21 protein-coding genes are annotated in these 22,209 nt (G+C 41.2%); 7 read left to right on the forward strand and 14 right to left on the reverse strand.

What is annotated here, in order from left to right:
• The first annotated feature begins 4 nt into the window (after positions 1–4).
• Genes VK664_RS03290 through VK664_RS03300 form a run of 3 tightly spaced genes read left to right on the forward strand, consistent with a single transcriptional unit; the run spans position 5 to position 3,306 of the window.
• On the forward strand, positions 5–766 hold the full coding sequence (locus tag VK664_RS03290) for an AAA family ATPase (RefSeq protein ID WP_461397178.1): 762 nt from the start codon (positions 5–7) through the stop codon (positions 764–766).
• Positions 720–2,102: a phosphate acetyltransferase gene (gene pta / locus VK664_RS03295; protein WP_461397179.1), complete on the forward strand. Its 1,383-nt coding sequence runs from the start codon at positions 720–722 to the stop codon at positions 2,100–2,102. The genes VK664_RS03290 and pta overlap by 47 nt, the downstream gene beginning before the upstream one ends.
• Before the next feature lie 7 nt (positions 2,103–2,109).
• Complete coding sequence (locus VK664_RS03300) at positions 2,110–3,306, forward strand: acetate/propionate family kinase (RefSeq protein ID WP_461397180.1); 1,197 nt, start codon at positions 2,110–2,112, stop codon at positions 3,304–3,306.
• Positions 3,307–3,427: 121 nt separating this feature from the next.
• On the opposite strand, the gene VK664_RS03305 is transcribed toward VK664_RS03300, so the two are convergent.
• The 4 genes from VK664_RS03305 to VK664_RS03320 form a co-directional block, all read right to left on the reverse strand.
• A complete protein-coding gene (locus VK664_RS03305) occupies positions 3,428–3,700 on the reverse strand; it encodes a hypothetical protein (RefSeq protein WP_461397181.1) in 273 nt (90 codons plus the stop codon).
• 117 nt (positions 3,701–3,817) lie between these two features.
• Positions 3,818–4,201: a DUF3037 domain-containing protein gene (locus tag VK664_RS03310; RefSeq protein WP_461397182.1), complete on the reverse strand. Its 384-nt coding sequence runs from the start codon at positions 4,199–4,201 to the stop codon at positions 3,818–3,820.
• Positions 4,179–4,976, reverse strand: a complete 798-nt coding sequence (locus tag VK664_RS03315; RefSeq protein WP_461397183.1) for a HipA family kinase — start codon at positions 4,974–4,976, stop codon at positions 4,179–4,181. Before VK664_RS03315 ends, VK664_RS03310 begins: the two co-directional genes overlap by 23 nt.
• 74 nt (positions 4,977–5,050) lie before the next feature.
• Positions 5,051–5,287 carry a hypothetical protein gene (locus VK664_RS03320; protein ID WP_461397184.1) on the reverse strand — a complete coding sequence of 79 codons (237 nt, stop codon included), beginning with the start codon at positions 5,285–5,287 and terminating at the stop codon, positions 5,051–5,053.
• 268 nt (positions 5,288–5,555) lie between these two features.
• On the opposite strand from VK664_RS03320, the gene VK664_RS03325 reads away from it, so the two are divergent.
• From VK664_RS03325 to VK664_RS03335, 3 genes are all read left to right on the forward strand, one after another.
• The gene (locus VK664_RS03325; RefSeq protein ID WP_461397185.1) at positions 5,556–6,266 is read left to right on the forward strand and encodes a DUF92 domain-containing protein; all 711 of its coding nucleotides are present in this window, start codon (positions 5,556–5,558) and stop codon (positions 6,264–6,266) included.
• A 131-nt stretch (positions 6,267–6,397) separates the two neighbouring features.
• On the forward strand, positions 6,398–6,973 hold the full coding sequence (locus VK664_RS03330; protein WP_461397186.1) for a cupin domain-containing protein: 576 nt from the start codon (positions 6,398–6,400) through the stop codon (positions 6,971–6,973).
• 65 nt (positions 6,974–7,038) lie between these two features.
• A complete protein-coding gene (locus VK664_RS03335) occupies positions 7,039–8,004 on the forward strand; it encodes a c-type cytochrome (protein ID WP_461397187.1) in 966 nt (321 codons plus the stop codon).
• Positions 8,005–8,099: 95 nt separating this feature from the next.
• On the opposite strand, the gene VK664_RS03340 is transcribed toward VK664_RS03335, so the two are convergent.
• The 10 genes from VK664_RS03340 to VK664_RS03385 all read right to left on the reverse strand — a co-directional run bounded on the left by VK664_RS03340 (position 8,100) and on the right by VK664_RS03385 (position 19,810).
• Positions 8,100–8,747 carry a response regulator transcription factor gene (locus VK664_RS03340; protein ID WP_461397188.1) on the reverse strand — a complete coding sequence of 216 codons (648 nt, stop codon included), beginning with the start codon at positions 8,745–8,747 and terminating at the stop codon, positions 8,100–8,102.
• Between the two features lie 52 nt (positions 8,748–8,799).
• On the reverse strand, positions 8,800–11,901 hold the full coding sequence (locus VK664_RS03345) for a ligand-binding sensor domain-containing protein (RefSeq protein WP_461397189.1): 3,102 nt from the start codon (positions 11,899–11,901) through the stop codon (positions 8,800–8,802).
• 55 nt (positions 11,902–11,956) lie between these two features.
• On the reverse strand, positions 11,957–12,712 hold the full coding sequence (locus VK664_RS03350; RefSeq protein ID WP_461397190.1) for a hypothetical protein: 756 nt from the start codon (positions 12,710–12,712) through the stop codon (positions 11,957–11,959).
• A gap of 164 nt (positions 12,713–12,876) precedes the next feature.
• The gene (locus tag VK664_RS03355) at positions 12,877–13,677 is read right to left on the reverse strand and encodes a hypothetical protein (protein WP_461397191.1); all 801 of its coding nucleotides are present in this window, start codon (positions 13,675–13,677) and stop codon (positions 12,877–12,879) included.
• A 113-nt stretch (positions 13,678–13,790) separates the two neighbouring features.
• Positions 13,791–14,759 carry a c-type cytochrome gene (locus VK664_RS03360; protein WP_461397192.1) on the reverse strand — a complete coding sequence of 323 codons (969 nt, stop codon included), beginning with the start codon at positions 14,757–14,759 and terminating at the stop codon, positions 13,791–13,793.
• Between the two features lie 248 nt (positions 14,760–15,007).
• The gene (locus VK664_RS03365) at positions 15,008–15,874 is read right to left on the reverse strand and encodes an SDR family NAD(P)-dependent oxidoreductase (protein WP_461397193.1); all 867 of its coding nucleotides are present in this window, start codon (positions 15,872–15,874) and stop codon (positions 15,008–15,010) included.
• Positions 15,871–16,848: an NAD-dependent epimerase/dehydratase family protein gene (locus VK664_RS03370; RefSeq protein ID WP_461397194.1), complete on the reverse strand. Its 978-nt coding sequence runs from the start codon at positions 16,846–16,848 to the stop codon at positions 15,871–15,873. Before VK664_RS03370 ends, VK664_RS03365 begins: the two co-directional genes overlap by 4 nt.
• Positions 16,849–16,872: 24 nt before the next feature.
• Entirely contained in the window at positions 16,873–17,463 is a 591-nt protein-coding gene (locus tag VK664_RS03375) for a DUF6134 family protein (protein WP_461397195.1), read from the reverse strand.
• Positions 17,464–17,709: 246 nt separating this feature from the next.
• Positions 17,710–17,931 carry a hypothetical protein gene (locus VK664_RS03380; protein ID WP_461397196.1) on the reverse strand — a complete coding sequence of 74 codons (222 nt, stop codon included), beginning with the start codon at positions 17,929–17,931 and terminating at the stop codon, positions 17,710–17,712.
• A 454-nt stretch (positions 17,932–18,385) separates the two neighbouring features.
• Positions 18,386–19,810, reverse strand: a complete 1,425-nt coding sequence (locus VK664_RS03385) for an aminopeptidase P family protein (RefSeq protein ID WP_461397197.1) — start codon at positions 19,808–19,810, stop codon at positions 18,386–18,388.
• 178 nt (positions 19,811–19,988) lie between these two features.
• On the opposite strand from VK664_RS03385, the gene VK664_RS03390 reads away from it, so the two are divergent.
• A complete protein-coding gene (locus VK664_RS03390) occupies positions 19,989–22,142 on the forward strand; it encodes a S9 family peptidase (RefSeq protein ID WP_461397198.1) in 2,154 nt (717 codons plus the stop codon).
• Positions 22,143–22,209: the final 67 nt, after the last annotated feature.

Raw genomic sequence — 22,209 nt, forward strand, 5'->3', positions numbered from 1 at the left:
GAGTATGACCAAAAACATTTTTATATCATCAGTAGAACCCTTTACCGGAAAATCAGTTATCGCTTTAGGTTTGATTAATATGATTCTCGGAAAAACGAAAAAGGTTGGTTATTTCAAACCTATCATAGTTGAGGATGATACCCATAAAAGAGAACTACATATCGATACGATACTTAATCATTTCTCTTTGCCCATCGCTTATGAAGACACTTTTGCTTTCAGCCGTCGGCAAATGCTGGAACAGATCGAAGCGGACAGTCGTCGCGATCTTATTAGTACCATCATCGATAAATATAAAAAGCTTGAAGATAATTATGACTTCACTGTCATAGAAGGAAGTGACTTTCTTGGTGAAGGGATAGCTTTTGAATTTGAATCAAATATTGCAGTTGCAAAAAACCTGGGAGCTCCGGTATTGCTTGTTATTACGGGTGAAAATAAATCGACCAGCCAGATCATAAGTTCAGCCATGAATGCGCTGCATAATTTTGAGTCAAGGGATGTGCAGGTGATTGGCATCATAGCCAACAGGGTAAACGCTGAGCAGAGAGATGATGTGGAAGAAATACTGAAACTGCAATTGTCCAAAGAATTATTGATTGCTGTAATACCCTGGGATCAACGGCTTCAGAGCCCCATCATGCAGGAGATTTGCAATACACTTAATGCAAAAGTGATTTTTTGGGGGCAACCTGCTTACAAACCAGGTGGATCATTTTGTGACAGGAGCGATGATGTTACCCGCCTTTTTAAATCATATAAGTGAGAACTGCCTGATTGTAACACCCGGTGACCGCGGCGATATTATCTTAGGTGCATTACAGGCAAATCTTTCAACCAATTATCCGAAAGTTGCGGGAATTGTTTTAACAGCTGCCATGGAACCGGAAGATTCGGTAATAAAGCTTATAGAAGGCCTTCAAACGGTTATTCCAATTATAGCTGTCAAAAAAGGAACATTTGAAACCACCAGGGCTATTGGTTCTATACATTCAAGGATAAGTGCAGATAATAAACAAAAGATTGAGCTTGCAGTTGATACTTTCGAAAAGTATATTGATATGCAGGCGCTGGAAAACAAAATTATCACATTCAGGCAAGAAGGAATTACTCCTCATATGTTCCAGTATCAATTGGTGAAATGGGCGAAAAGACAGAAAAAACATATTGTCTTACCTGAAGGAAATGAAGAAAGGATATTGAAAGCGTCCGCAAGATTAATTGCACAGGATATTGTGAATCTTACCTTACTAGGCGATCCCGCGGAAATCGCAACCACAATCAAAAAACTTGGGCTGACACTTGATCTTTCTTCAATCCAGATAATTAATCCTATTAATTCGGAGAACTATACTGAGTACTATGAGTCTTTATATGAACTGCGTAAAAACAAAAATGTTAACCTCGAGATGGCTCGCGATATGATGACAGATGTATCCTATTTCGGCACTATGATGGTTCATAAAGGGCATGCTGACGGTATGGTTTCGGGAGCAGTTCATACTACTCAACATACCATCAGACCCGCGCTTCAGTTCATTAAAACAAAACCAGGGATTTCTATCGTGTCCTCAATATTTTTTATGTGCCTTCCTGAAAGGGTTGCCATTTTTGGCGACTGTGCTGTTAATCCAAATCCAACGGCACCGGAGCTTGCAGAAATTGCGATTTCATCTGCAGACAGCAGTGCTAAATTTGGAATTGAACCTAGAATTGCTATGCTTTCTTATAGTAGCGGTACCTCGGGTGAAGGTGAAGATGTTGAAAAAGTCAGGATCGCTACCCGGTTGGTAAAAGAAAAGAGACCTGATCTAAAAGTTGAAGGGCCAATTCAATATGATGCTGCAGTTGATCCGATAGTCGGAAACCAGAAATTACCTGGCTCTCCGGTTGCCGGCAAGGCATCTGTTTTAATTTTTCCTGATCTTAATACCGGCAACAATACTTATAAAGCTGTTCAACGTGAAACAGGCGCATTGGCGATCGGACCGATGTTGCAGGGTCTAAATAAGCCTATCAATGATCTCAGCCGGGGTTGTACAGTAGATGATATTTTCAACACCGTAGTAATAACTGCCATCCAGGGACAAGACAATTTTTAAGACAAAAATGAAAAAAATCTTTGTTATAAATGCAGGGAGCAGTTCGATAAAATATCAATTGTTCAACATGCCTGATCCGGATCCGGTTTGTATTGGCCAGGTGGAAAAGATTGGCGGTAAAGCGGAAATCAGGTATACAGTTAAGGGTTCACCAGCAGTAAGGATTAACAGATCATGCAATATATCTGACCACAGGGAAGCGATGGAACAAATCCTTGCTTTGTTGACTGATGATAAAAGTGGGGTGATTGAATCGTCTGCAGATATCGAAATAGTTGGTCATCGTATAGTACATGGCGGAGAGGAATTTTTGGATGCGACAGTAATAAATGAAGCTGCCAAAGCAAAAATCAGATCATTGTTTTCACTTGCGCCTTTGCATAACCCGGTAAATTATACCTGTCTTGAAATAGCTGAACAGTTTTTTGATAAGGCAAAACATGTTGCGATATTCGATACTGCATTCCATCAGACCATGCCTGAGAAGGCCTACCGGTATGCCATACCTGAAGATTTTTACCGGGAAGAACATATCAGGGTTTATGGGTTTCACGGCACAAGTCATAAATACATTTGTAAAAAAGCAGCAGAATTTCTTGGTGAATTACCGCAAAAATTAATTTCCATTCACCTCGGTAATGGATGTAGCATAACCGCGGTGAGGGATGGCCGTTCGGTTGATACAAGTATGGGGTTTGGTCCACTGGCCGGCCTTGTTATGGGAACACGCTCGGGAGATATTGACCCATCGGTGATCTTCCACCTGGCCGATAAATCAGGAATGAATATTGATGAAATCAGGGATCTGCTAAACAAAAATGCGGGGCTGCTTGGCCTTGCCGGTTCAAATGATATGCGTATCATCCGTGAAAAAATAAATGCAGGTGATAAGAAAGCTGCTCTTGTAGTGATGATGTATGTATACCGCGTAAAAAAATATATGGGTGCATATGCAGCAGCAATGAATGGTGTTGATGCAATATTATTTACCGCGGGGGTAGGAGAGAATGATATTGAAATACGGAGGTTGATTTGTGAAGACATGGAGTTTCTGGGTGTCAGGCTCGATGAAAAATCAAATGCGGCAGTCAGTTCTGAGATCAGAACCATTCAACAGCCGCATTCGAAAGTAAAAATAATAGTAGTACCCACCAATGAAGAACTGGAAATAGCTTTGCAATGTTACGATCTCGAAGATGATTAAGGTGACAAAGTAGATTAGGTTGCGACTTTATCAAAAACTAAAATCAGTCGCATATCAAAAACTAACGTCTATTGCAAACTAACGTCTATTGCAAACTAACGTCTATTGCAGAAAAATTGTCTTATTTTATATAGATGGTTTTCACTATCATGTTACTTATTGCCTGTTCAAGACCGTCAGGCAAGGTAGAAGCTTCATCGTCCAGTGCGTGGAGCTTTAATAAATCAGAATACCAGGCATACATGTGTCCGCCATCACCATTTACTTCAATATAAAACCTTGGATCATCATTGAATTTTTCGGGTGTTATTTTAACCTGGTACGGAACCTTATCTACCACTAATTCAACGGTTTTGGTATCATTTTTCCGGATTGTATCTTTCATTTGTGCCATAATAAAAAATTTAGGTAAGCAATATATACCTGATTAAGTGTAAAAATTGTGCCACCCGGATAGCAGCTAATTACAAGTCAGACATGGAACTTATGATAATTTCGTACCAGCACTGGTTCAAAGTACAAGCTTCCCGAATAGATTGTCGAGCATTTTAGTGGGATCAGTGCAGAGGCCGGGGTGCACTTTTGAAGTCTGCAGCATCGTGCTCCGGGTCGCAGTAAGCCACCGGAATCGCCCGGCGGCATCCAAACGCGCAATTGGTCCGCCATCCTGATCGCCTGCAGCAATTTTTTGCAGTGAATTGAGGGAGGCCCTTAGACAATCGATATCGGTTTCCCCAAACAGGTGTTTTATTTTTTTTTCATCGAGATTATACCTGACACCGAGATAAACGGGCCTTTTGCAGAAAAGTATCACTCCTACATTCAGAAATTCTTCCCTTTCAACCCGGGGAACTATCCTGATCACTGCATACTCAAATAAGTGCTGTTCTTGCATGCTGTGCTTCTTTTAAGAAAATGTGTGAGTTATCCATCCGCAGTTTAAGAAAACTGGCATAAACCTGTCGCATTGAATCCGGTGTTTCCGTATCGGATTCCGGATTCAGCCATTCGTCGGGTATCAAATCTACAATGTCATTTATAATTTCAGGGGTAATGATTTTTTTCAGTTCTATATCAGCTGAATCAAGTTCGGAGGCAAAAGGTAACATAACATGGTCTTTAACCAACATGAATGGTCTCAGGGCATGTTCTTCCCAATTCGACCAGGAATGATGAAAATACAAAGCGGCGCCATGATCTATCAGCCACAATTCTTTGTTCCAGATGAGCATATTGGTATTACGGGCTGTGCGGTCTACATTCGTCAGCAGGCAATCCAGCCACACAATTTTGGAGGCAAGTAAAAGTTCTGTTTTGTTAATAACCGGATCAAAAGACATTGCCCCGGAAAGAAAATGCAGGCCAAGATTTAAACCTACGCTTGCTTTGAGCAAATCCTGTATTTCTTCGTCGGGCTCCGTTCTGCCAAATGCGCTGTCAAGCTTTGCAAAAACAATCTCCGGCACCTTTAAGCCGGCAGCCCTGGCGATTTCACCGCCTATCAAATCAGCAATAAGTGCCTTTACACCCTGGCCCGCACCGCGAAACTTTAACACATACATGAAGTCATCATCTGCTTCTGCAATTGCTGGCAGTGAACCGCCTTCCCTTAACGGAGTTATATAACGGGTTACCTGAACGGTCCTTAAATTAGTTGAATCTTTCTTCATACTCAATCTTGCAATTAACCGGGTATCGCCAATGTATGAGCGAAATTAGCTTATTGGTCAATACAAGATTCACGTTATTTTTTATCCTTCAATATCATATCCACAACTTCGCCCCATTTACGTATATCGTCAGATACCTCGCCATCAAGACCTGTCCAGGTTCCATGAGCATCTTTTTTAAGCCTGAAAGTTTCGTGTAAGATTTCAACCTCGTAATACTCAAGCTGATTATCGCTTATAGCATAAACAAGATAATTAATTTCTGTTTCTTTAATTTTCCACGATTGGCGTGCCAACAAAGTTTTAGTCATATCTGTTCTTTGTACTCTTCAGCAATCAAAATCTGTACTCAGGCCCTTAAATATGGAGAAGTTAAGTCTTAAAAACAGATTTATTGATATTCATCAAGCTACAAATAAAATGCAATTTGTATTTAATTGTAGAATGACAGGAATCTGTACTGACAATAATATTGTTACTTTATGAATACAGATGGTGAACTCATTTGCCGAACTTTTAATTGGACCGCTTTTTGGAAACTTTTGGGCCGCTTTTAACGGGACCCTTTTACATTTATCAATGACAGGTAACTTAGTCTTTATTTTATTACTTACGGTGATGGTTGGGCTGACTATCTATAAACATAAACTCACCGTAGTTGGTGCCATTACCGGTGCTCTTGTAGCTATTGCTATTTTTGCCGGAACCGGTTTCCCTGGAATTATCCTTCTCGCTACTTTTTTCATAGCGGCAACCTTTGCTACCTCATGGCAATTTGATTTTAAAGTGCAACTTGGTTTATCAGAAAAAAATCATGGTCGCCGGGATAGTTTCCAGGTGCTCGCTAATGGGGGCATTGCGGGATTACTTGGCCTTGCTGCGATTACTTTTTCAGAATACCGGCATGTATTGACTATAATGATTGCGTGCAGCCTGTCTGCTGCTACAGCCGATACTATATCTTCAGAACTTGGTTCATTGTATGGCAAAAAATTTTTGAACATCATGACGTTCAGGCCCGACAAGCGGGGCGAGAACGGAGTTGTCAGCCTGGAGGGTTTTGCATTTGGTATCCTTGGCAGCAGTTTGATTGCTCTTGCTTACGGGTTAACAGAAGAATTCAGTTGGAGCACTATTTTAATAATAGTTATTGCAGGCACAGTTGGCAACCTCGTGGATTCTGTCCTCGGAGCCACACTGGAAAGAAATGGCAAAATCAAAAATAACGGGGTAAATTTTCTTAACACTTTTTCCGCTTCAATCTTTGCCCTGATATCATTATTGCTTTAATTCTCAAATCACCAATTCCGGTTATAGAACATCCATTATTTGGGTATCATTTCCTATATCCTAATTCCAGATTTTTGAACCTGCAATCAGGATAGGAGCAGATAGATCAAATAAAATCAAATGTTGCAAGGATGGAAAAAAAATTAGTTCCACGCAAAGTATTTTATAACCCCATTTACCGCGACAAGGTTACAGTTTTAAAATCGGCTTCGGAAACAGGTGGGCTTTATTCCCTGGGTGAACTGGAGATTTCTCCGGGAGGTGGCGACAGTATGCATGTTCATAGTGCATTCGAAGAAACTTTTACGGCAGTAAGAGGTGAGCTTGGTGTTATGTTAAGTGGAAAGCTATACAACCTGAGACCGGGGGAATCCATTACGGTTCCAAGAAATACTACACATCACTTTATAAATAAATCCGGAGAAACAATAGTTTGCCAGGTAAGGTTTGTCCCGGGACACGGGGATTTTGTTAAAGGTCTTGCCATCGGATATGGTCTTGCAACTGAAGGTAAAACAACAAAAAAAGGCATACCCAAAAGCTTAACTCATCTCGCTTTGCTTATGGTGCTCACTGATACCCAACCCAGTGGGATGTTGAAATATATTTTTCCAATATTTAAATGGCTGGCTGCAAAAGCCAGGAAGGATGGTACCCAGCAGATGTTGCTGGAAAAATATTACTACCTGAAATCAGACCGGAACTGATCTCCTTCCAACGCTGAAGTTGCAATTCTTTCAAATACAATCATAAATCAAATCGCTTAAACACTGTGAAAAAAATACTCCGTGTTACGGGAATCATCATTGTTGGCATAATCTGCTGTCTTTTTATTTTTATCCAGTTAAGACATAACAGGAAATTTGACGCTCCCTTTCCTTCTATCCTCGCAAGTACTGACACCAGTGTAATTTCAAGGGGTCGTGAACTGGTATTTGGTGCGGCTCATTGTGCAAACTGCCATGCCCCGGAACAGAAATCGCCATCGGCCAGCGAAAACCAGCTAATTCCATTATCGGGCGGTCTTAAATTCGAAATCCCTCTTGGCGATATATTTGCACCAAATCTTACTCCCGATAAAACGGGCATACTTTATAAAACAGATCAGGCAATTGCCAGGGCTTTACGATATGGAGTAGGTACCGATAGCCGGGCATTGTTCGACTTTATGCCCTTTCATCACACAAGTGATGAAGACCTAAGAGCAATCATTTCATATCTGCGTTCACAGCCACCCGTTGTAAATGAAGTGCCGGAAAACAATATGAATCTCCTTGGCAAAGCGGTAAAAGCACTGGTCCTTGAGCCTGCAGGCCCCAATGAAAAAGTGCCGATGGCTGTTAGCCGGGATACAACAGCAAATTATGGCAGGTATATAGCAAACAATATTGCAAACTGCCAGGGATGCCATACAAACCGAGACCTTATGACCGGTGCGTTTATTGGTCAGCGTTATGCAGGTGGATTTACCATGGAATCGAAAACAGACTCTGGTTCATTTTTTATCACATCGCCAAATCTTACTCCCCATAAGTCGGGAAGGATAACCGGCTGGTCACAGGGTCAGTTTATAGCCCGGTTCCGGAAGGGTAGAGTTATTAAGGAATCACATATGCCCTGGGAGCCCTTTAGTAAAATGAAAGAAGATGATCTGAAAGCGATTTACAAATATCTTCAGACCCTTCAGCCGATAGATAATTATGTCGCACCTGGCGTATCAGCGAAAAAAGGAACTTAAGGAGTTATGAGTTATGAGTGATGAGTTATGAGTGAGTGATGAGGTATGATTTCTTAACTCCTTTCATAACTCATAACTCATAATTCATAATTCTCTTAAACGATTCGTTCTTTCATTGCTTTCGAAACTACTTCGGTGAGTGACGCCACATGCAGTTTTTCATATATCTTTTTCACATGACTGCGAACTGTTTCATAACTGATATGTAGTTTATCTGTAATCATCTTGTAAGCAAGACCTTCAACTATACATGCGAGCACTTCCTTTTCTCTTGGTGTGAGATTATAATCAGGCACGGCTTCAGGTATAACATGTTTGGACATTTCCTGCATCTTGTTAAACATCTTCCTTGCTATCGATGGGCTCATTGGCGAACCACCGTATTGCAACTCCTTGATGGCATCCACCAACCTGGTGTTAAGAAAATTTTTGAGCAGATAACCGGAAGCACCAGCGCAAATTGAATCGAAAACCCTGTCATCATCTTCAAAAACAGTCTGCATCAGGATCTGGATATTGGGATATTCTTTTTTAATAGCCCGTACTGCCTCTATCCCTGTCATGGCAGGCATTTCTATGTCCATAAGGACAATATCGGGTTTACATTCCCGTATGTCATCAAGGCAATCCAGGACATGGCTGAAAGAACCCACTACTTCAAATTCAGGATCAGTCGCCAGTAACATGCCGATACTCTCACGGATGTTTTTGTTGTCGTCAAAAATCGCAATACGTAGGCTCATAACTTTATTTTATTGAAGGTATTGTTAATAAACTGTTACACATATCCCCTAATCAGGTGATTGGGAACTGCAGTTTGACAGTTAAACCATTTCCGTTGGACGAATACAATTCACAACTGCCTTTCAGTTCCTTTGCCCGCATTGACATATTCTTAAGTCCATTCCCGGATAAGGAGTGCCGGTTTGTTTCTTTGATCTCCTTCATTTCAAAACCGGTCCCATCATCACGGATGATCATCTCGAGCCTGAAATTCCGCACCTGTATCGCAACATATAGGTTCTTGCAGGATGAATACTTTACAGCGTTGTTAACTGCTTCTTTAAATATGAGGTAGAAATTTTTTCGTTGGGTCATCTCAAGGTTAAGATTTTCGATACCGGGATCATATTTGAAATGCAATTGTATATCTTTTACCGCCAGCAGTGGTTTGGCAAAAGATTCCATACGCTGCAACATCACCGGCATACTATCATTGCGGGGATTTATTGTCCAGACGATATCACTCATTTCACTGATCATGTTGCCGGATGTTTCGCTAATCTTTTCCAGCGCATCCTTAAGCTTATCATTTTTATTCTGCTCATTATAAATTTTAGCCACCTGGCTGTAAACACCAATGCTGCTAAGCGTGGAACCGACGTTGTCATGCAGATCCTGAGCTATTTTATTCCTGATTGCCTGTCGGTTTAAAATTTCGTTTACCCGGTAACGATAGATGCCATATATGATGGCAGCAAATATAGCTGTGCAGAAAGCGTAAAACCACCAGGTTTTATAAAATGGCGGGATAACGCTGATCATTATCTGGTTTTTGTATTCATACCAAACGCCAGGCCGGTTGGTTGCCCGCACCCTGAATACATAGTCGCCACCGGCTAAATTTGAGAAGCTGACTTTGTTTTCTGTTCCCAGGTCAACCCAGGTATTATTAAATCCGGCAAGCTGGTACTGGAACTCTACAGGTGTTTTATTTGAAAAACTTGGAGCAGAAAATTCAATAGTGATATAATTCTGGTTATATGCCAATCCTATTTTTTCATGATTCAGCAAATGATTGCTTGATTGGTTGAATATCCTGAAATCAGTAATATAAACCGGTAGCTGGGGCTGATTTTCGTTGACTTTCAACGGGTCGAATTCGATAAAATAATTTTTTCCGGCAACATAAAATTTCCCGGCTTTATCCTGGAATATTTTTCCATGTACCCCGGCAGACTTTTCAATGTCGGGCAACTGGTAACTTGTATAGATCTTTGATTGTGGATCGTATTTATCAAGATTTCCATTGCTGATCATCCACACCTTTCCATTTTTATCAAGTTGTATCCCTTCCAGCAGGTTGTTGCTTTCAGGTATATGGTGCGCAGTATCAGCTTTTGTATCATAATAATGAAGTCCTCCACCATAAGTTGTAACCCAGAGATGCTGATTTTTATCTTCTATCATATCGGTGACATCATTGTTACTCAAACCATCTTTTCTTAAAGGGTTGTTTTTGTAAAATGTAAATTGCTGCTCGCCGTTTTTCCCCCAGATGCCGATGCCATTTTTCGCTGTGGCCAGGTATAGTCTTCCACTGGTTGGACTTTTATAAATTTTTTTTACAAGGTTATCGCGGATATTGAAGTTTGCCAGGATGTTCATTGAGGTATCAAGACGGGTGACCCACTTGTTGCGCGACCAAAAATAATAGGCGAGGAAATGACCATATGGAGAGGCGATCAATACAGGCTCATTATTGTAGCTGTCTTCGGCCACAGATACTATATGTGATTTTATTATCTGGTTTATGACACTGTCTTTGTCGGTATTCTTTAATAAGCCAAGGGTGAATTTGTGCGGATCCATGACAAACAGTGAGTAGTTTGTGCCAACAAAAAGATCACCTGCCTTTGACTTATAGAACTTTGATACTTCGAGTTCTTTGCCCTTGTAAATAAGCGGTTTAAGAACAAAGTTCATCTCTCCGATTTTCCGGATATAGATTCCTTTGCTGGTGCCTATCCAGAAATCATTCGAGTCTGTTTCGAAAAAGTCGTATAAGGTGATATTGTCATTTTGGGCTTTGCTGATAAAATGTTGCCGGAATTGTTGTTGTAATGGATTGCTGATACTTACGCCCAGGTTTGTTCCCAGCCATATTAGTCCGGTTTTATCGATAAACACGCAGTTCACCTGGTTATCGGCGATGCTACCGCCTTTTGAAGGGTCATGCTCGTAATTACGAAACTCATTTGTTGCAGGATCATAAATATGCAAACCTTTTGTGCGGCCACCCATCCATACCAGGCCCGACTTACTCTCTGCAAAACTGAGTATCTCGTCATTCTGAAAAGAAAATTCGCTGTTATCTTTTTGATAGCAGATCTCAGAACGCGATGCCTGATCATACTTGTATAACACCTTGTCCCAGGAACCGAACCAGGTATTCTTTTTGCTATCAGTAAATAACGATAAGACTGTTACATGCGGTAATGTTTTTGTATAAAGATCATTATATCGCGGATCCATTGAGTAAGTGAGCCTGTCAGTATTGATATATAACAAACCTCCTCCCTGTCTTCCCGCCCATAATGTATTTGGTTCTCTTAAAGTAAGTGCCAGAACAGTTTTTGTACCACTGTTGATTGGGCTAAGGAACCGCTCTTTTTTTTTGTCGAAACGCAGTACATAATACCCGCTGGTTGCAAGCCAAAGATAACCTGCGGTGTCCTGGACTATCTTGTTGATAATATTAACGGGAATTGAAACGGAGTCCCCGGGAAGATTTTTGAACTGCCTGAATTGCTTTGCGGGTTCAAGCCTGTAGTCATATTTGGTTAGTCCTCCATCTGCAGTAGCTATCCATAAAATCTGTTGATCATCCTCAAACAAATCAGTGATGATATTACCGGAGATAGTAGTGGTGGTACCCGGTGTATTTTTGAAAACTGTAAAACGAGTTCCATCATATCGGTTGAGGCCATCGTTTGTACCCAGCCAAACAAAACCTCTTTTGTCCTGGATAATGCAGTTCACTTTATTATGTGACAAACCATTTTGAGTGGTAATGTTTTCAAAGTAAAGCGAAGGCGGCTGCGCGCCCGCAAAATTGCAGACCAAAAGAGTTATAAATAACATGCTGGTCAGCCGCATCATGGATAGGTTGTTCATTAAAATTACCTAAACATCCGGCTATTTGTTACCCGAATATCTTTTTTGGGGTTTTTTAGGGTTGAATTGTTGGTTCGCTGTATAAAAAATCATCGAGAACAATCAGGTCTTTGGGTCCCCCGTTTGAAATGTCAGCCTGGCCGGCACTGAGAATCCCGGGATGACTAACTACAACCCTGGTTACTTTCTGATTTGCCCTGAACTGAACACCAAGGAATGAAAATGAGGAGTTTGCATCATGAACAGGAATAAAAAACTTTCCGAGGCTTTTATCATCATTGAAAAATTCAAGATAACTTTCGTTGGGAACATCGACATCTGAGAATACTGCACCGAAACCGCGGACTGAGGCCGATGTTGCCTGCCCTGGAACCTGGAAACCAACTTCCCATAACGAGCTTGATGTGTTGGCAAAAGTGTTGGTACCGCTGAATGGTTTGAAACTCCCGGCAGCCAGGACGTTGATGTCTTCAAAATTTGATTTACTTACCACGAACGAACCCGCCACGGAGGTATAAACTAACCCGCGTTGTCTTGCAGCGAGTGCACCAGGTCCTGTGGGGTTAAAAAAATCATTTGGAAGTGGCTTTCCAAGTTGATTATCGGGAACTGCATCCCAATTGACTTCCCGGCGACCGCTGGTAGTAGCAGAACCGCTGTTTAATGGTCCGAGTAATTGGCGAAAGGCATCTATCTCATCCTCGATGGACCCATTGCCCTGTATGACCACCGGGTTCTCGTCTACCATATCTTTTTTACAGGAATTAAAGAGCACTGAAAGGGTTAAAAGTGCTAAGAACGTTTTTTTCATGATGGAGGTTTGAATATCAAAGATTCACAATCAGGCGCATCTTTCTTGTCACCAAAAACGGGGATTCACAACTGTTGTGGAGACAAGCTGCACATGTTGTTGGAGAAAGAACAAAAAAATCTTCCCGAAGGAAGATTTTTACCAAACAAACCACAACAATAATTTTATTGAAGTGGTTTGGGTTCGTCGTAAAAGAAATCATCATAAACGACGAGATCCTTACTACCGCCATTGCTAACGTCTTTTGTGCCTGCCGCAAGAACACCATTGCCTGCCGTAATTTTTATCCTTGTTACCTTATCATTTGGAAAATGTATCCCCAGAAAAGAGAAATTGGCTGAACCGTGTTTAGCCTGTGCTTTATATGTTCCGAGGTCTTTATTGCCATTAAAAAACTGGAGTGTTGTTGAGTTTGCTTCATCAACATCAGAAAAAATGATTCCGAATCCCTGTACAGATGCATCAGTATTAGTACCGGCTACTTTAAATACAATTTCAGAAACTGTTGAATTAGCAGAGATGATCGCTTTTTTCTGACTGAATGGGATGAATTGTGTGGCATAGCTCGCATCGATTTCTTTGAACGAACTACTGTCAAGCCTTAATGGTGAGCCTGTTGCCAGGTATGCTAAACCACGCTTCCTGGCGTTTGCACCAGCGGGATCTGTCAGGTTAAAGAAATCAAGCGGGAAATTATTATTATTTGTAAGGTTTGCCGGAACACCATCCCAGTTTACTTCGCGGCGGCCGGAAGTTTTTCCCGGTGTAACATTGAGTGAATCACCAAGGATCTTTCGAAACTGGTTAATTGTTCCGATAATAGCTGAACTGTCGCCAGCTGCCTTTAATTCAGTTACATTGTTATGACCTCCGCCTGGCTTCTCATAGTCGTAATCATCATCTTTGTTACAACTTGTAATAAATACGCCAACGAGAAGGATCGGGAATAAGGAGAGCTTTTTCATTTTTTAAAATTGTAGTGATTAGTTCGATGTTGTTTGCTTATGCAAAGATGCTTTCCGCGGCGGCGTTCGCGAATAGCCTATACTGTTGAATCTAATCACTACAATAGGGGAGGTCAGTTCGTTGTTGCCTTCTCTACTTTATGAACGATGGGTTTGTTGGTTTTGAGGAAATCATAAATAGCTTCAAGGTCAGAAGGTTCCATACCGGCATACATTGACCAGGGCATTGGGGTATTTAGTTCGCCAGGTTTTACTACAACAGGTACATATGCACTATCTGTATAGGTCTTAAACCGTTTTACAAAAGCTTCTTTTGTCCACGATGCTATACCTGTATTATCGAATGTAATATTTGCCGAACGTAAAATACCAGCAGGTTGTTTGAATTCCATACCTCCGCCGAATTCAGTTCCTTCAATAATCTGACCCTTGTCCGTTTTGCTATGGCAGTCTACACAGCCGGCAACATTTACAAGATATTTACCATAAGCAACATTATCGCTTTTGGCAGGTTTGGGTTGGAATGCGGCTTTTTCCGGCATGGTATTGATAAGGAAGTTGACAGGAAAGTCTGCTTTGGAGGCGGCAACTTTATTTTCAACCGGGGCCAGTGTTCTTATATAAGCTATAATACTAAGCACGTCTTCTTCATCCATCTTGCCAAAACGTTTATAACCCATAATCGGAAATAATGCATGACCGTCTTTGCTCACACCGGTAGTGACTGCACGAAAAATTTCTCCATCGGTCCATTGGCCAAGGGCAGCAGGAGTAATATTTGGTGCATAGAAGTTACCGGGAAAACCCATATCTGAATTGAAGGGTTCGCCGCCACCACCGAAATTGCCCGATTTAAGCGGACCCGAATATATCTGCCAGTCGCGGCTGCTGTGACAATCCATACAAACGGCAACATTGTTTGCCAGGTATTTTCCTCTTAAGATCCTCGATTCTGTTTTTTCAATTTTCAGATCTTTTGGTTCGCCTGTATTTGGCAAGGCAGTTTTAACATAAAGGCCAGCCGAGAATGCCAACACAACAAGAATTAGGATGATGATTCCGGTAAATTTGAGAACTTTCATTTTCTACGGTTTATTTGATTGGGTTGCCAGTGTCCATGCGATAGTAACGGTAATGCATGGTTGTAAACTGGTGAAAATAACCCGCTAAATAAACGGATTTTTTTTTAACATAAGTAAGTGTAAATACGCAATCTTGTATGAAATGCGAAAAAACCTGTATCAATTGTTGTGGTGCAGACCAGGCTGACCCAGCTTTTGAGTTACCTGTATCGACTATACGGACCCACCTTGTGAGATACTTATATTGATTATACGGGCCCAACTTGTGGTCGGCCGGGATTAACTATACTAACTGGAATTCGTTTAACCATTGCCGGTGGTTTATAAGCATTGAGCCTGCCGATTTGTGCTTTGATAATAGATCTTTTCAGGATCACCGGAATAATCCGATCCATAAACACAAATAGCTTGTTTAATCTTCCGGGAATGATGACTTCTTTTTTCCGGAATAAGCCATCCAGCGCAAGTGGTGCTACTTCTTCCGGATTCATAAGTGATCTTGTACTTATCCAGCTTCCTGATTTGTTTAACATTGTCTGCGCAGCGTTTGTGTTTATGCCACCGGGACAAAGAACCGTTACGTTTACATTGTGTGCTGCCAATTCTTCGCGCAGACTTTTTGAAAAGAAGTAAATGAAAGATTTTGTTCCACCATAAACCTGTTTTTTAGGAATGGTAAAAAAACAGGCAAGACTACCTACGTTTAAGATATGAGCGGGGCTGTTATTTTTTAGCATTGGAACGAACAGATGTGTCAGTGTTGTTGTAGCGAGGACATTGATCCTGATTTGTTTTTCAAAAAATTGGGTGCTCTCATCTTCAAAAAATTTGGTATTGCCAATACCGGCATTGTTGATTAACATGTTTATTTCAATTCCCAGGCTCCGGATCTTGTTGAAAATGATCACGGCACTATTGTCTAGTGAAAGATCCTGTTCTATCACTACTACCTCTGTGTTGAAATTCTTATGGAGGTATTCGGAAAGATGATGAAGTTCCCGGCCTGGCAATGCAACCAGTACAAGTTTGTGATTCCTGGCTGCACATTCAAGGGCAAAAGATTTTCCAAGTCCTTCACTTGCCCCTGTGATCAATGTATAATATGAGTTTGTCAAATTGTTTTTTTTATCTGGTTGATGGTATTGATGATTCCATCCCGGAAACCAGTGATTGTATAGTCGATTTCATTAACAGCCTTTGAACAGTCAAATGCAGCATTCTGGAGGTATCTCGTAGCTGCGGCAGGTGTGAATTTTGGATCAGCGCCGGTAAGCCGGTATTTAAGCAGTTCAATATAGCCCCAGGCCTTTACTGCTCCTGCCGGAAGGGGAATCAGCCTGGCGCTTTTAATCTCCTGCCTTATTATGCCAATTACCTGTTCATAACTTAAGTTTTCACCTCCTACAATATATCTTTCACCACATTTCCCCATAGCCATAGCGTTAATATGGCCTTGAACAACATCATCTATATAAGCATAGTTGCCAACTACGTTTTTGATGCCTGGCATAAAAACCCATCTTCCCCGGAGGCACCGCGAGAGCATTTTTGTAATCATATTTGAATGAGTGCTTATTCCAGGCCCATATACCCTCGATGGATTTACAATCACTGCCTCTATACCTTTTTTGCAATACTCACGAACACTATTTTCAGCAATAAACTTTGAAAGGTCATAATCATTATTAAAAGCCGTTATTCGTGGGTCGGTTTCGGTTAGAGCCGTCTTCAGTGAAGGACCAAATACGGCACAGCTTGAAGTGAACACCACTTTTTTAGCCCCGTTTTCAAGAGCAGCTTCAAAAACATTTTCGGTACCGGTTACATTGATATCGTAAAATGTTTTTCTTCGGGCGGCCCAAAGCTTGGCATACCCTGCAACATGATAAACCTGTTCACAACCTGCGATCGCTTTTTGAATAGTTGCAGGTTGGGTTATATCTCCCTTAAAATATAAAATATCCTTGTGTCGTTGGCGGACAGGCAGTTCATGGCGGACGAGTGCATGCACCTCGTGGCCGGTATCTGCAAGTTTTTTTGAAAGATGGTCGCCAATGAATCCACTGGCGCCCGTGATAAAAATTTTCATTGGTGGTGGGTTTAATGATGGGAATTAATTCCTCAGATTCATCTCCATATTATACAGGGGATTAAAGACTTCGACTTTGCTGCAAATTCCATTCGTGTAGGAATAGTAATTGTAATTGCCATCCGGAAGTACCACCTTGTAAGTGTGTGCCTTAATTTTTGTTATCGGAAGAAATTTCTGATAATTATCAGAATATACTTTTGAAATATTGACGGGCTCCAGGCAATACATTCTCATCAGGTTATACCCGATGCTTTCTTGATAGAGCACAACAGATTTTCCTTCATCCGACAATGTATAAATTTTGTTTCCGGCCTTTGTTTGTTTCTTCACCTTTTCATCACCATTAACGGTGCGGTTTACCGCAGAATATAACAGCCGGCCGTTTTGAAATACTGATTCTTCAACAGACTTCACATGAATGTTGAATATGAATCTTGTTTTAATGTCAGATGTCATTCTGTAATGAATGGTATCGCCCCTTACAGTCTGCTGCAACTTTAACGTACCAATATCTTCACCTTTATAGCGTACGACATAAGTACTTATATTTTGCTGGGCGGGCAGTTGCAGCGCACAGAAAATTAAAATCAGCGAAAGAATATTAGCCCGCATGTAAAGAGGTGTTTGATTGAAAGTTGATTTTTCTCTTTCTTGCTTTTAACATCGGTAGCCCTTTTTTAAAGAACCAAAAGATTAATGCTGCAATCATTTGAGGTTAATTTATTAGATGACAAGGGAAATGACGATAACCCCTATCTGCAATTTTTATTTAACCCTTTTTAACAATAGGACATTTGTTATAATGATTTTTGCCCAATCAAGATAACCCTGGCAAACGATTTTTTTCTTACCGTTTAATCAAATCACACTTTTATGTGATGGAATCTCAAGATCAATCACTTTTGCAGGATCAGGATTCTGCCTGAATTTAAGGTAGCCCACACTTTTTCCTCCACGTAAAATCACATCGAGATTAAAATTTTGATCAGGAATATTATCTTTCTCACAACTACTAAATATCAAAACAAATAAGGCGAAAGCTGTAATCATCTTTACGCAACGGGAGTGTAGACATTTCATATTTATTTATTTTTTAGTGAATAATCAGGAGTAAATGTGAATATGGCTAGCGATCGGATTGGCAAACGATCAGTGAAAATCAATTTTAGATATTTGACAGATTTAAATAAGTGTCTGTCAATATCATCTCATTGTTTATACTTTTTGTAAGTCTGTAAGGTTTGAAAACTGATTTTTACCTGCAAAGCATAATCATGGGGTGCCGGTCCGGCAATATGAGTGCTGTTATTTAGCGACATTACTATTCCACTGCTATAATTTATTTTTAGTGCCTCATCATATGCTTTTGAGCATACAATTTTTCATTAAAAAATAGCCTGGCTAGTAGAAAAAGACTTTCTATACTTAAAATGAAACCTGGGTTGAAGAAAATAACCAGGCATATTAAAATGCATTGACATTTAAGGTAGCACAATTAATTTACACTACGAAGAATAGCAGAACTGCAAACTTATTATATCCTTGATGCAGGCACAATAAGAGGTGTAGTCTGAAGGATGTCTTTCCTGAAACTTTCTATTTCGGAAACACCTTTGGGCAGCGTTTCACCCAGGACCCTGGCCCCGGTCTCAGTGATAACAAAATCTTCTTCGATACGTATCCCGCCAAATGAGCGGAATTGATCCAGCTTATCATAGTTTATAAACGAAATGTGTTTATTTTCAGCTTTCCAGATGTCTATAAGTGCCGGAATAAAATAGAGACCTGGCTCAACGGTCAATACAAAACCTGGCTCAAGAGCCTTTGCCAGCCTTAAAGACTTAAGCCCAAATTCCTTACTTTTTGTAATGGTCTCATCATAACCTACATATTGCTCGCCGAGATTTTCCATGTCATGGATATCGAGCCCTAACATATGGCCAAGGCCACATTGGAAAAATAAAGTGTGTGCATTGTTCAAAACAGCTTCATGACTATCGCCTTTCATCAGGCCAATCTGTTTTAAACCATCCACCAGTTTTTCGCAGGCCAGCAGATGAACATTGCGATAAAGTTCGCCTGGTTTAAGCGCTGCTGCTGCAGCCTGTTGAGCATTCAGCACTATTTCATAAACCTCTTTCTGAACCTGTGTGAATGCCTGGTCAACCGGGAAAGTCCTGGTCAGATCACCTGCATAATGCCTTTCCGTTTCGGCTCCGCAATCGCAGAGTAGCATTTTGCCCGGAACTATCGGGTTGTTGGTATAATGAATATGCAGTGTTTCACCTCTTGTGGTCAATATAGTTGGAAATGATAAATTACCACCGCCTGCTATAGCAATGGATTGTAGCTGACCGGCAATATGGGCTTCTGTATCACCGGCTTTTGCCGAACTTAACGCCGCCAGCTGCATTTGATTCGTAATGTTTACAGCGGCTTCGATTTCAGCAATTTCAGCTTCGGATTTTATCGATCTCAATGATACAATTGCTTTGATCAGCGCGACGGATTTTTTTGATTCAACTTGCAGGTGAGGTATCTCGAGCAAATCGCCTATGATGTCATAATGTTCAGGCCGGTAGGGTGGCAGGTAATGTACCGTTGAAGGCCTGGCTGATTGCAGATATGATTTCAGCCGGGAAAGTTTTTCACTTTGTGCTATACCTGACTGCTCAGCAAGCTCGAAGAGAGCCGGGAGGGGTCCCTGCCAAACCACATCATCGATCGTAGCATCATTACCAAAAAGTATTTCCCTGTCATTGTCAATATCAATCACCAATATAAGATCAGCCAGGTCAATACCGCAGAAATACAGGAAGGAACTATCCTGGCGAAAAGGATACCAGTTGTCTTTATAACTCATGCTGCTTTGCTGATTGCCTAAGAGCAGCACAATACCTTTGTTTACTTTTTGCTGAAGTTGTTTTCTCCTGTTGATATAAGTTTCCTTATCGAACATTTTATTTCTTTTTAGTGGATATAGCTGTATAAAATATGTTTATCAGGATTACCTGTATCTAATTTAAGATAAGTATTTATAGCTGTTTTTTGTTTGAGAATAAATCTTACCGGTGATTTTCGGTCGGGAACTCTGCGATTCAATTAATTCAGTACATTGAAATTCCAAAAACTATCGCATGAGAAAAATATGTTCTTTGTTTTTATTTACGATCATTTTACAATTTGTGCAGGCACAAAACGGAACTGAACCGATGCGCGTTACTGATATGCTTAAAATCAAAAGACCTGATAATATAGCATTGTCAAAAGATGGTAGCAAGGCTGCATTTACATTGAACTCAATCATACCAGATCCTACCAGCAAAGCTGATTATAAGTATATCACCCAGATTTATATTGTCGCCACAGATGGAAATTCAGTTCCGCGCCAGCTGACTACGGCCAGCGAAGGTGCTTCGCAACCAGCCTGGAGTCCAGATGGAAAACAGCTGGTATTTGCCCGGCCGGTTGATGGAAAGTCACAACTATTCCTTTTATCTATGGAAGGTGGGGAGCCCCGCCAGCTCACAAAACATGCTTATGGCGCATCAAATCCTGTATGGTCGCCAGATGGTAAAAAAATCCTGTTTTCAGGTTCCATATCATACAGGGATATGTTGAAGGATTCGGTGTTGAATGTAAAAGACGGTTTGCCCGCCTGGTCACTTGAAAGGCCGGGCTTCAGCAAAAACACGGGACTTACAGATGCACGCATTAAAGCGGATCCTGACGGGAACCTCGACCAGGTGAGGGCCTGGCTGGCCGATAATGAAAAAGACCGTAAAGCTGTTGTGATCAATAAACTGAACTTTCAAAGCGAAACCAATGTTTCACCCGATCTGAACTTCGCCCATATCTTTATAGTGAATGCGGACACCGCAGCCGTTCCGCGGCCTATAACTAAAGGCTTTGCAAGATTTACAAATGCAGACTTTACACCGGATGGCCGGCATATTATTTTTTCAGGAGATCTTGATTCTCTTCAACACCCAGACCGTTCCCTCGAAAGCGAAATTTTTATCTCTGATGTGGATGGAAACAACCTTCGAAAAATTTTAGGTGAAGAAGGTAAATCATTCAATAGTCCACGTATCTCTCCTTCCGGCAAATGGTTGGCCTTTCAATATGGTAATACATCATTTGTATCGGTACCATCGCTGGCTATTATGCCTGTCGATGGATCTGCGAAAGATATCATAACAATTCCTTTCGATCGTAATAAGAGCAATTTCAACTGGAGCCAGGATGAAAAATTCCTGTATTTCAGTGCGCAGTCAAATGGTGGTGCCCCAATATACAGGGTAGATGTCAAGACCAAAAAAGTTCAGCAATTCGGTGATTATAATGCAGGCATTTCCAGCTATGATATTTCCGGAGATAAAATAGTTTTTGCAAAAACAGAAGTTGCAAATCCAGGTGAGGTTTACCTGACTGATATAGAAATGAAGGTTGTTAAGCCATTAAGTAGTTTCAACAGCTGGGTGAAGACAAAAAAACTTTCTGTTCCTGAAAAGAAAACCTTTACAAATGAAAAGGGCCTGACTATTGAATACTGGACTATGAAACCTGCCGGTTATGAAGCCGGAAAGAAATTCCCGGTTCTTTTAAACATTCATGGCGGGCCATCTGCAATGTGGGGGCCCGGCGAGGCCAGTATGTGGCATGAGTTCCAGTATTTTTGCAGCCAGGGTTATGGCGTTGTTTATTGTAATCCACGTGGTTCCGGTGGCTATGGCCTGGATTTTCTTCGTGCAAATGTGAGCGACTGGGGCGCTGGACCAACCAGCGATGTGCTCACTTCATTAGACAAGGCAGTTTCAGAAAACTGGATTGATACTTCAAAGATGGTAGTCAGTGGTGGTTCTTATGCCGGTTACCTGGTCGCCTGGATCATCTCACACGATAAACGTTTTAAAGCCGCATGCTCGCAACGCGGTGTGTACGATCTTGCGACATTCTTTGGTGAAGGAAATGCATGGCGCCTGGTGCCAAATTATTTTGGTGGATATCCCTGGCAGCCGGAAGTTCAGAAATTGCTTCAAAGAGAATCTCCCATCAGCTATGTTGCAGCTATCACGACTCCTTATCTGATTTTTCATGGTGACAATGACCGTCGTACCGGTTTTGTACAGAGTGAAATGTTATACAGAAGCCTGAAAGTACTGGGCCGTCCGGTGGAATATGTCCGGCATCCTAATGGCACGCATGAGCTTACAAGAAGCGGAGACAACAGGCAAAGAATCGATCAGATGTTGAGAACATTTGAATTTTTTGAACGATGGATTCAATAGAGTTATGAGTTATGAGTTATGAGTGATGAGTGAGTGGTTGGAAATATTGATGCAGAGATGGATAGCC

The sequence above is a fragment of the Flavitalea sp. genome (assembly GCF_035489435.1).
In the GTDB taxonomy this organism is placed as follows: domain Bacteria; phylum Bacteroidota; class Bacteroidia; order Chitinophagales; family Chitinophagaceae; genus DATHKG01.